Here is an 11,781-nt window from a genome sequence, read left to right on the forward strand (position 1 = left end):
CACGCCTGACTTTGGGAGATCGAGCTTGCAAGAAATTCTGCGTCAGTTGATCGAGACCGAAAAGTTCGATGGGGAGATCGATCTCCTCGATGAAAAATTGGCGAAGTTTCCAGCCGAAATTGCGCGGGTCGCCAGCGATATTGCACAGGCCGAGCAGCAGGTCGCCAGTGAGCGTAGTGTGCTCGAGACCGAAGAATTGGAAGAGCGCAGGCTCGAGAGTCAGATGCGCGTTCAAGAAGAGCTGATCCTGAAGCTGAACCATCAAACCGCCCAGGTGAGTTCGAACCAGGCCTATACCGCGTTGCAACACGAGATTGACGCCGCTGAAACCGCCAAGACCGAGTTTGAAACCCTTGCCCTCGAACACATGGAATCGATCGACCGGGCCAAGCAGGCGCTCAAGGCTGCCCAGGGGCAATTGCTGGATCTCGAAGAAGCCAGTCCCGACAAGCTCGTTGAGATCGACACGCGGCGCGAGAGCGTCGAAGCGGAGCGCTCGAAGGTCACCGCGTTACGCGAAGGAGAATGCGCTGGCATCGAAGCCGGGATCATGAAGCGCTACCAGGCGACCCGAAAGAAAAAGCGGCCGGCGATCGTGGTCTTGAACGGCGACTCGTGTCCTCACTGCAAGATGGTGCTTCCGAGGATTCGCGTGAGTGAGGTCAAGCGACTCGAAGACATTTTCGAGTGTACGAACTGCAAACGGTTGCTCGCGCCCGCCAAGATCTATCCAGCTCAGGATTGATCCGGAAAAAACTGACCCGCCGCAATCGGAAAAGAATCGTCAGGCATTCGCCAGGAGTTGCTGGGTTGCAGCGGCGAGGTCTGTCGAGGAAACGACTTCGGGGTGGACTTCGCCGATCGTCACCACGACAGTTTTGCGAAGCGAGGGTCCCGCGGATCCGCCCGGGGCCGATGCTTCGCCGTTCCGACCGATTCCCCGCAGTGCAATGGCGATGCCCGCAACCGATCTGTGGGCCAGAATCGGTTCGAGACGAGCTGCCAGAGGACCGTGGGTGTCCGGCCTCTCTGCGTTGCTTGCGTTGATCGCGCCGAACAGACATACGATTTGTCCGTTCGAAAGCGCGCGATCAATTTCTCGCAGCGCCTCTTCGACAAGCTCTTCATCGCTTTCGAGATCGCCATCGAGTTCGCCTTTGCGAACCGGAATCGCATCGAACCAGTGGACGAGTATCCAAACCAATGGGCCGCTCACTTTTGTCGTTTCGAGCACGAATCGCACCGGTCGATCGCATGCCGTCGTGATGATCGGCCAATCGAGCCAACTCATCCGATTCGAGTACAGCAGACATGCACCCTCGCGCGGAACATTCGAACACCCCAGATAGCGGATGCGATATCGGATGAGGCCGCACAACCAGGAGAATAAGCGCAGCAAGAATTCAGAGTGCGCGATGAAGAGGGCGATTCCCGTCGCCGTATTGAGCCCCGCGAGCACCAGGAACAGTTCCGCAGTGTCGAGACCGACGGCGTAGAGAGCCGAGACGACGATCGCGGATACCACCATGAAGATCGCCCCCGCGATGTTGTTGGCGGCAATCACCTGGGACCGAGTTTCTGGGGCTGTCCGGTGCTGAAGCAGGGCGTAGAGGGGAACGATGAAGAAACTTCCCGCCACCCCCATCCCGCATACATCAAACATGATCCGATAAATCAGTGGATCTGCTTGATTGGCGAGCAGTCCAGCCATGGTCAGCGTTTCCCTCGAAACCTGTGCGTAGTCGAGCAACCCGATGTCGAGGGGAAAGATCGTGAGGCCGATGGCGCCAAAGGGCACCATGCCCAACTCGATCCTGTCGTCCGAGAGCAGATTCGTGAGCACCGAACCGGCCGCAATGCTCAGGGTGAAGAGAGACAAGAAAAGGATGTATATGGATTCGTCACCGTGCACGAACAACTTCACATAGTTGGGAAGTTGGGCCATCACCATGGCGCCCAGAAACCAGAACCATGAGATCCCGACGATCGAGAGAAGCACAGACGCCTTCTGGCTTGATATTCGGTAGAGGTTTCCGTACTCCGAGAGCCAATTCCAGCGGATCACGAGGTCGGGGTTCGACGGTGTCGCCGACGGAATCATGCGGCTCGAGATCCAGCCCGCCGCCGACAAGAGCACCAGACACGCGGCCACCAGGTACTCGCTCTGCATGATCAGAACGCCGCCAACGATAGTGCCGGTGAGGATCGCGACAAAGGTCCCGCTCTCGACGAACGCCGTGCCCTCCATCAGTTCCTCATCGCGAAGATGTTGCGGGATAATGCTGTACTTCACCGGCCCGAAGAATGTCGATTGAGTCCCCATCAAAAACAAGATCGCGATCAGGTAAGTATCTGCCCAGGGCACCCCGGCGTTCGCCATGATGAAGCCGATCGCCGCCAGCACCATGATCGCGAGTTCGAGAATCTTGACTCGGCGCATGATGGTGGCTTTCTCGAATTTGTCTGCGAGCTGTCCCGCCAGCGGAGAGAACAGGAAAAACGGCAGGACGAACAATCCCGACGCAATGGCGATCAGGGTGCCGGTTTCGGCTTCGGACATGGTCGCCCGAAAGGTGATCATCAAGATCAGGGCCTGCTTGAAGGTATTGTCCGTGAAGGCCCCGAGGAACTGGGTCCAAAAGAACGGCGCAAAACGTTTTTCGAGTAGGAGCGCCAAGCGAACCCTCCGGACTTCAAGCTTGCGAGGTCTCGGGGCCTCATGCAATCCCCCACATGAACGTCTCCATCGCTGGGCCGCCGGGGCTCTTCTATGCTGGTGCCGGTGCTGACGGACGCTGAAGAACGCTGCACGATGCACAGAGGTACGGCATCTCGAGGAGCAACGAGCATGGGACTCTTGGACAAAAAGGTGGGGCTCGTTACCGGAGCGAGTTCGGGACTCGGCCGCGCGACCTCGATTCTCGCGGCGCGCGAGGGTTCGAGGGTCGCGGTCGTGGACATCGACGATTCGGCAGGTCGCGAGGTAGTGGCCCAGATCGAAGAACAGGGCGGAGACGCCATCTTCGTGCATGCTGACGTGACACAGCCAGAACAGGTCGAGGCCATGGTGGCCAAAACCGTTTCCGAGTTTGGACGGCTCGACTGGGCCTCGAACAATGCGGTCGGGGGAACGGGTGGTTTTGACTCGCTGCACCAAACCGACCCAAAGGCCTGGGACGCGACCATGGACGTAGTTCTCAACGGCGTCTTCTACTGCATGAAGTACGAGATACCGGCCATGCTCGAGGCGGGGAGCGGCTCGATCATCAACATTATTTCGGCGAGCGTCTTCAAGGGCGAGGCGATGCTCGCGGCCTACGTCGCCGCCAAGGGCGGGGTCGACGCGCTGACCCGGACGGGCGCGGCAGAGTACGCGGCTCGAGGAATCCGCATCAATTCGGTTGCGCCAGGTGGCTTCGAAACGCCGGGGCTTGCGCGGTACTTCGAAAGGTTTCCAGAGCACAAGGAACAGACGATCAAGCAGCACGCGATGCGCCGCATTGGTCAGCCCGAAGAGGTCGCGGAGCCGGTCATCTGGCTCGCGTCGGATCGGGCGTCGTTCATCACCGGGACCTGCATCGTGTGCGATGGCGGAATTGGCGTGAATTCGCACCTTCTCTAATCTGAGGGCCAATACCCCACCGCCTGACCCGAATCGCAGCTTGAAAACACAATGCGACTGTGGTCGCATTGTAATTTCAACTTGGGCTACTTCGCGCTAGCCCGGTGGAATTCCACGACTTTTCAAGTGTCTGCTCGACTCGGCGACCAGTCCGAGAGGAGCGGGGGAATTCGGGGTGAATCGTTTTGTCTGTGGTGAAAATACCCGATACGAATTAATTTGAAATACCATTCTATTCTCGCTGCTTAAAGCTCAAAGTTGCGGCATCATGCTGGGCCGGATTTGTGACTGGAAGTCGCGAATCCCGGGCGTGAAGACGGGCGGGTCGCCGAGTCCAGGCGAAGGGCCGCGGGCAGGTTTGATTCCCGAATTCAAATGAATTTCATTTTTTGCTAGGCGACGACTGAGGGTATCTGACAGGGTGCGCCTGAGTTGAAAACACCACGCAGGAGCTGAATCATGCTGAATGTGCAGTCCCGGTTGCAGCCGCTTTCGGGTCGGAGTCTCAAGAGCCTCCACCGAGCGATCATCGAAGACCCGGGCAAAGTGCGGGAGTTCTTGGAAGCGCTGCGGCTGGCAGAGGTCGAGTTGGGCAATGGCGTGGACCGCAAAAGCCAGTATCGCATCGCCCGGGTTGACGCACTTGGCGATAGCACCGTCGACCTGCGGGTCGAGAACATCACGTTTCACCCCCACGAGCAGATCTACTTCGAATTCGAGTTCAAGGGTGTGGGCTATTTCCTCGTGGCCTCGCCCCGGGCTTCACGCGAACCGGACATCATCGAGATCAGTTATCCCAAGGCGATCTACGAGGCCGAGCGCCGCGATCTGTTTCGCGAATCGGTCACGGACCGCAACGCGTCGTCCAACAACGCTTCGTCCAACCACGTCGAGTTCCACGACGGAAGCGGCATGACCCGGACCGCTGCACTGCGGGACGTCTCGTATCAGGGCTTGTCCCTCGCGGTGCCCAAAAAACACGCGCGGGAACTCCGCTTCCCGTTGGCGTTGAAGTTCCTGGACGGGGATCGCAAGGGTGAGTCGGTCTACGGCGACCTCAAACACACCCGCGGCGATACTTTGAAAAAGGGCTGGGTTCAGTTGGGCATGTCGATCAGCCGGGTCCCGACCGGAAAATTGATCGACGTCGAACGCCATCGCTCTTTGCTCGGCGGCGGTGCCGGGGCTTCGGCCTGGCGCCGGATCTCTTTTGCCGGAGCAATGGCCAAGGGAGGCTCGGCCCGGGTCGTGAACCGACTGCGGCGTCCGCTGCCGCATCCAGACATCGACGTCGTCGAGTATCTGAACAATCGAGGTCAGCGCATTCGCGCGATCATCAACCATACGGGGGACTGTCGGGGTGCTCCGGCGGTCGTGATTCCCCCCGCGTGGGGGCGAACCAAGGAGACCATGCTGCCCCTGGCCGCAACCCTGATTCGCATGTTCGAAAAGGCGGGCCAGCCGCTGGTCGTGCTGCGCTTCGATGGCACGAACCGGCGCGGTGAATCGTACATCGATCCCCGCTACTCGAACCCGGGTGACGAATACCTGGGCTTTCGTTTTTCCCAAGCAGTTGACGACATCACTGCGAGCCTCGATTTCCTTGAGCACGACTCACGCTTTGGGACCCGCGAGATGGTTCTTCTCACCATCAGCATGGGGGCGATAGAGGGGCGACGTGCGATTGCCCAGGAAACCCGCGATCGACTCAAGGGCTGGGTTTCCCTGGTTGGAATGGTCGATCTTCAGTCGGGGTTGCGATCCGTGTCGGGCGGCGTTGACTACGCCTACGGACTTGCACAAGGGTTGAAGTTCGGTCGCCATGAGTTGGTCGGCGTGACTGCGGACATGGACCTCACCGGTGGTGATGCTTTCGAACACCGGCTGGTCTTGTTCGAAGATGCAAAGCGCGACATGGAGAGAATCAAGATTCCCATCACCTGGTTGCATGGACGCTACGACGCATGGATGGATCTCGACCGAGTGCGAAACTTGCTTTCGGCCGGAGACATCAGAGAGCGCCGCTTGATCGAAGTCCCCACCGGTCATCAGTTGCGGAGCAGTCGTCAGGCCCTCGAAACTTTTCAAGTGACCAGCCGCGAGGTTTCCAGCATGCTGCTGGGTCGAGAGCTCGAGCCCGCGCTTCCGGATCTGGCGACGCTAGAAGGGCACTCAAAGGCAGAACGTTCGAGGCGACCCAAAATTTCTGTCGACCTGCGGGCCTTCTGGCGTGACTATCTGTTGGGGCGGGATCGCAATCTCGGAATCGAATTGATGACCGCGACTTCGGCCTATCGGCGGTTGATGTCTCTGCAGCTCGAAAGACTCGGGCTCGAGCGATCTCAACACGTGCTCGACCTGGGATCGGGTGCGGGAGATTTTCCACTGCGACTCGTCGAATCCTGCGGTGCCGACATGAACCTGCGGGTTACCGAAGTAGACTTCGTCACCGAGGCGTTGCGTCGCGGTCGAACCCGCTTGCAAGATCATCTGAAGCTTGCCACGACAACAAACCAGATCTCGACCGCTTCGGTGGCCGCCAATCTCGATATTTCGACTGGAGTTCATATTCCACTGGGAGACGAGATCGCCGACGCCGCGCTGCTCTCCCTGCTGATCAGTTACCTCGAAGATGCCGAGGGCCTGGTTCGCGAGGTCGCGAGAGTGCTGCGTCCTGGAGGGCGCCTGGTGCTGTCGAGCTTGAGCCGAGACGCGGATATTTCCAAGATCTATGTCGATGGCATCGCGGAACTCCCCCCGGACCGGGTGCAGGCCTTGTTTGGCGAGACCGGCATGAGCGAGTTCGGCGAACTCCAGCGCTGGTTCTTGAGTGACGCGGCCAAGTTGCTCGATCTGGAAGAAGAAGGTCGGTTTCGCTTCTGGGATGCTGACGAATTGGCGGACATGGTCGCAGCCGCTGGCTTCGAACACGTTCGGTCGGAACCTTCGTTTGGCGATCCCCCTCAGGCGGTCGTGATCTCGGCCATTCGTCGGGCGTAGCCAGCATGGCCGCGGTTCGCACGGGCTTGTTCGCACTCCCTCGTCGCATGGTTCGATTCGGGGTCGAAAATCCCCACTTGACGATGGGGTTCTGGATCGTCGGGTCGCTGCTTCTGGCCATGACCCTGACGCGCCTGCATCTCGACACCTCGACTTCGACGTTTCTCGACCAGTCTGACCCCGCCTGGCAGGTCTATCAGCAAAGCCTCGACAACTACGGCGGAGACGAGTTTGTCGTGGTGGCCCTCGAGGCCCCATCTCCCTTTGCACGCGAGACCCTCGAAGAGGTGCGTGATCTGACCCGGATCATGGAGAAGCTTCCGGGCGTGAGACGCGTCGACAGTCTCTCGACCGTGCCGATGATTCGCGCCGGTGCTGAAGGCGAACTGCTGCTCGGCGCCGCACTCGAAGACGGCGTTCCAACGGACCCCGCGGTTTTCGAACAATTGCTCGTCGATTTACGCCGGGATCCCATCGCCCGGGACAGCCTCTTTTCCAGGGACGAGCGCCTCTTTGCGATCAACGTGATGCTCGACGACGACGTGGCGGGCGATCGCACCCAGATCGTCGCTTCAATCAAACATCTCATCCAGGGGCGATCGGCTCGCGCAACTGGCGTGCCGTTGTTTCGCACCGAGGTAAATGGCCGCACCTACAAAGAAGTACTCATCTTCGTCCCCCTCACCTTGCTCTGCGTCGCAATCGTGGTGGCGTTTGCGTTCGCGAACCTGCGGCCGGTGTCGATACCGCTTGCGATCGGTGCCACGGGCAGCATCGCCTCCGTGGGTGCGATGAGCTTGTTGGGCGTATCGCTTTCGCTTTCCACAATGGTGCTTCCGTCGATCTTGCTCGCCCTCGGTTGCGCGTATTCGATGCATGTCTTGACCGCCGCACAGGGAATTGCCGAACCCGACGCGCTCAGCCGGTCGATCGAACGGGTGGCCAAGCCCGTCGCCCTGTCGGGTCTTACGACCGTGATCGGGTTCCTGGCCATGGGCGCCGTCCGCATTTCCGCCATTCAACAGTTGGCGTTCTTTGGTGCGCTCGGGGTCGCGACTCTGACGGTCGCTTCCCTCAACCTGGCGCCCGCCCTGTTGCGCTTGCGCCCGATTCCAAACCATCAATCGGTTTTCAGCGCGTTGATCCGCGCTCGACTGCGCCCCGCCATATTGAGGCTTGCCGACCGACACCAGACCCGCGCGCTCGCGCTCTGGGGTGTCGTGCTCGTCGCGCTCACGGTTGGAATCTTTGGTCTGCGAATTTCGACCGACATCATTGTCTGGTTCCCGACGGGAACCGAGATTCGCGACGATTACGAGATTCTTCGCGAGCGGCTATCGGGCATCTCCCCTGTAAACGTGGTTGTCAACGCGATCGGCGACCGCCCGGTGACCCATCCCGAAGCCCTCGAAGCCATTGATGCGCTTTCGAGTTGGCTCGCAGCGCAGCCCGAGGTTGGCAAGAGCCTCTCGGTGACCGACCCCCTGCGACAAGTGCACGGCGTCTACAGCGAGAACGACGCAGCGGGGCTGCCCACAAGTCAGGCGATGGCAGAGCAGTACCTGATGTTGCTCGAGAGTGTCGACTACATGCGGGATGTCATCACCGAAGACCGCACTGGCGCAAACATACTGCTCCGGGTGGACGACAACGGGTCGGATCGCCTGGTTGCACTCGGAGATCGGATCGCAGAGTTCTGGGCTGAAAATGGTCCCGCTGACTTCACGGTGAACACAACCGGGTTGATGTATGAATTTGGTCGTGCCGAGGAACAGATCGCCTACGGGCAAGTGGCCGGACTTGCCTTTGCGTTGGTTTCCATTGGCGCGGTGTTGCTCTACATCCTGCGCGTCCCCAAGAACGCCTTGATCGCGCTACTTCCCAATGCGGTGCCGCTGGTCATCACCTTTGGTTTGATGGGTTTCCTGGGCATTCCCCTCGATGCCGCGACGGTTTGCCTGGGCAGCCTGGCGCTCGGGATCGCGGTCGACGACACCATCCATTTGATGACGGGCTACACCGACCGGCGACACGCAGGAGAGAAGCCCTTGGTGGCTCTCGATCGCAGTCTGGAACAAGTTCTTCCGGCGCTCGTCTTTACCACGGCCGCCATCGTTGTGGGTTTCGCAGTGCTCGCCCTCTCGCAGTTCACATTGATCCGAAACCTCGGTCTCGTTACTTCGGGCCTCGTCTTCTTGTGTCTCGTTGCAGACATCACATTGCTGCCACCCCTGTTGCTCCTGGCTGATCGGAAATCTCGCTAAACTCTGTACTCGTGTCGGAAGGTCAAGTCGCGATTGAGCGATGTCGATGCGCAGCGAATGTTCTTTCGCAGAGAGATCGATCAAGATCTCTATCTTGAATACCGCGCAATAACACGCAGCGATCACATGATCGACGCGATGCGTCGCGGCATCATGGTCGTGATCAGCCTCAATACGCTCTTCATTCTCTTTGACCTATGGGTGTTCCCGGAGCAGTTTCGCGATCTGCTGATCACTCGCATCGTCTGGAACGCCTTGATGGTGGCGATCTACCACAGCCCGATCCCGAGAGATGGATCGGTGCGCGCGATGCTCGCCTGCCATATCACGGGGCTCGGTCTTGTCGCGGTGATCGGGGGAGCGGGCGGCGTGGACAGTGGTTATGCGCCGGGCCTGATGTTGCTCTTTTTGGGCTTGCCCGTGCTCCTTCCCATGTCCCCCGGCCAGGCCGCCCGAGTGGTGACGGTCTCGCTCGTGGCACTCGGCGCATTGCCGTTGCTCAGCGGGTCGCCGCTCTGCCTCGAGTCCTGGGGCATGAACATGTTCTTTCCGACGGCTGCCGCGATCGAGTGCATCGCCAGTTGCGCCGCGCTGGAACGCATGCGCATCGCCGACTTCTTGCAGCGTCGAGAAATTCAAAGCGCGCGGGACGAACTCGCCGAACTCGATCAGGCAAAGTCCCGCTTCAGTGCCAACGTGCACCACGAACTGAGAACGCCCCTCACCCTGATCCTCGCTCCCATCGACGCGATCCGCTCGGGTGACTTCGGCAAGACCACTGGCCTGCTGGCAGAAACGATCGAAACCATGCACGCCAACGGTCGCAGACTGTACAAGTTGATCTCCAACCTGCTCGACCTTTCGAAACTGGAGAGCAAGCTCTTCGAAATTTACCGCGCACCCATGGATCTGCACGAACTCGTCGACGACCTCGTGACGGCTGCTCGCGGCATGGCCGAGCGAAAGCACATCAGCCTCCGACACGAAGGCATCGACACGCTTGCGAACATCAACGCGGACGCCGCGGCGGTAGAGAAGATCTTGATGAACCTGGTAGGCAATGCGCTGAAATTCACCCCGTCCGGTGGCCAGATCGTCATTTCGGGAGAAGCCGCGCCGGATGGCGTGTTGATTCACGTCAAGGACAGTGGACAGGGGATCCCGGCCGACAAGCTGAAGTCGGTCTTTGACCGTTTCGCCCAGGTAGACGGTTCCGCCACACGCGCTCACCAGGGCACCGGGATCGGCCTGTCCCTGGCACTCGAACTCGCGCAGCTTCACGGGGGCGGGATCGAGGCAAAGAGCGCGGGTCCAGATCTTGGAACCACCATGACCCTCTCCCTGCCCATTGGCGATGCAGATGCCGGGGCCCTTGAAGACGCCGCACTGCTTCCGGATGCTGAAGACTCACTGGGGCTTGGTCACTCGATCGAGGCCGTAGAAGCAGAGTTGAATCTCGAACGACCCGCCTCGAGTCCGGGGGGCACAAGCGAACTCGAGGGCCTCGAAGGCCTCGAAGGCAATGTCGAGCGCTGGGAGGACGACACTCAGCAGCCGCAGACGGCTGCTGAGACCGACGCCGCGTCTCAACCGAAGCTGGGCGAGATCTTGATCGCAGAGGACAACCCCGACATGCGCCGGTTGCTGGCGACGTTGCTCGGTCGCGAATTTCGCGTCCGCACCGCACGCAACGGTCTCGATGCCCTCGAACAGATCTCGCAATCGGCGCCCGATCTCGTCCTCACCGACGTCATGATGCCGGAGATGTCGGGCCTTGAACTGTGTCGCGAAATCAAGCGGCGCGACGATCTCAGCGCAATTCCGGTGGTGCTCGTGACCTCAAAGGCGGATCACGACATGCAGGTCGAGGGCCTGGAACTCGGCGCGGACGATTACATCACCAAGCCCTTCCACCCGCGTGCACTGATCGCTCGGGTTCGCACACTCGTGCGCGTTCGGGGACTTCAGAAAGAACTCACTCAGAAGAATGAAACCCTGCAGACGGCACTCGACGACCTCAAGCAGGCCGAGGTTCAGATCATCCAATCCGAGCGACTGGCAGCGGTGGGCGAACTCGCCGCGGGCATCGCACACGAAGTCAACAACCCGGTAAATTTCGCCCTCAACGCCGCCCGGGCCCTCGACGTCGAGTTCGAACGCGTTCAAGAACTCGTCTCCGCCGCCGCAGATCTCTCCACCGATGAAGGTGCCCCGGACGATTTCGGGCTGGACCGCTTCCGCCACATCGCTGACTCGGCCAAGCTTCACGATCTGGCGAGCACGATTGGCGAACTCTCGGGAATCGTACGCAGCGGACTCGAGCGCACGCAAGCCCTCGTCAGCGACCTGCGCGACTTCGCAGCACCCGGTCGCAATACCGGTCAGGTACCCAACGTCGACATCGAAAAAGGAATCCGCTCAACCGTGCACTTGTTGAATTCCGCCATGTCCCACGCAAACGCCCAGGTCACCATAGAGGTTCAGGACGACCTGCCACTAATACTGGCCGACTCCGGCGCCCTCAACCAAGTATTCTTGAACCTGATCAAGAACGCGGCAGATGCATTCGAATACCGGGCAGGAAAGCTCGACATTCGCGTTAGTCACGATGAGCACGGAGTGCGAATAGAATTCCAGGACGACGGCCCGGGGATTCCTGCGGACGTCATCTCGCAGATCTTCGATCCGTTCTTTACGACCAAGACAGCCGGGAAGGGTACGGGACTGGGGTTGTCGATCTCGCGGCAGATTATTGAGAGCCATGAAGGAAGTCTGGAAGTGGAGTGCCCGGATGTGGGCGGGGCTTTGTTTGTGGTGAGGTTGCCGGTTTCGCGTTAGGGGTAGTGAGGGGGCTGTGGTTGCGGGGCTTTGGGAATTGGCCTCGGGCCCTTCCTT

Annotated in this window: 6 protein-coding genes; 5 read left to right on the forward strand and 1 reads right to left on the reverse strand. The window is 60.0% G+C overall.

The genetic code is table 11. The features are described from left to right. Window positions 1–25: 25 nt before the first annotated feature. Window positions 26–745, forward strand: coding sequence for a hypothetical protein (locus tag IH881_11220; protein MCH7868257.1), 720 nt, complete (start codon window positions 26–28; stop codon window positions 743–745). A 39-nt stretch (window positions 746–784) separates the two neighbouring features. On the opposite strand, the gene IH881_11225 is transcribed toward IH881_11220, so the two are convergent. Then, window positions 785–2,677 carry an MFS transporter gene (locus tag IH881_11225; GenBank protein MCH7868258.1) on the reverse strand — a complete coding sequence of 631 codons (1,893 nt, stop codon included), beginning with the start codon at window positions 2,675–2,677 and terminating at the stop codon, window positions 785–787. A 171-nt stretch (window positions 2,678–2,848) separates the two neighbouring features. On the opposite strand from IH881_11225, the gene IH881_11230 reads away from it, so the two are divergent. From IH881_11230 to IH881_11245, 4 genes are all read left to right on the forward strand, one after another. Further along, window positions 2,849–3,622 carry an SDR family oxidoreductase gene (locus tag IH881_11230; GenBank protein ID MCH7868259.1) on the forward strand — a complete coding sequence of 258 codons (774 nt, stop codon included), beginning with the start codon at window positions 2,849–2,851 and terminating at the stop codon, window positions 3,620–3,622. 459 nt (window positions 3,623–4,081) lie between these two features. Next, a complete protein-coding gene (locus IH881_11235) occupies window positions 4,082–6,622 on the forward strand; it encodes a methyltransferase domain-containing protein (GenBank protein ID MCH7868260.1) in 2,541 nt (846 codons plus the stop codon). 5 nt (window positions 6,623–6,627) lie between these two features. Beyond that, a complete protein-coding gene (locus IH881_11240) occupies window positions 6,628–8,886 on the forward strand; it encodes an MMPL family transporter (protein MCH7868261.1) in 2,259 nt (752 codons plus the stop codon). A gap of 33 nt (window positions 8,887–8,919) precedes the next feature. Further along, window positions 8,920–11,724, forward strand: coding sequence for a response regulator (locus tag IH881_11245; GenBank protein MCH7868262.1), 2,805 nt, complete (start codon window positions 8,920–8,922; stop codon window positions 11,722–11,724). Window positions 11,725–11,781: the final 57 nt, after the last annotated feature.

The organism is Myxococcales bacterium, from assembly GCA_022563535.1.
Lineage (GTDB): Bacteria > Myxococcota_A > UBA9160 > UBA9160 > UBA4427 > DUBZ01.

Excerpts from the sequence above, each read along its gene's own strand:
- IH881_11230 (MCH7868259.1), top strand. The coding sequence starts at position 2,849 with ATGGGACTCTTGGACAAAAAGGTGGGGCTCGTTACCGGAGCGAGTTCG.
- IH881_11240 (MCH7868261.1), top strand. The coding sequence starts at position 6,628 with ATGGCCGCGGTTCGCACGGGCTTGTTCGCACTCCCTCGTCGCATGGTT.
- IH881_11235 (MCH7868260.1), top strand. The coding sequence starts at position 4,082 with ATGCTGAATGTGCAGTCCCGGTTGCAGCCGCTTTCGGGTCGGAGTCTC.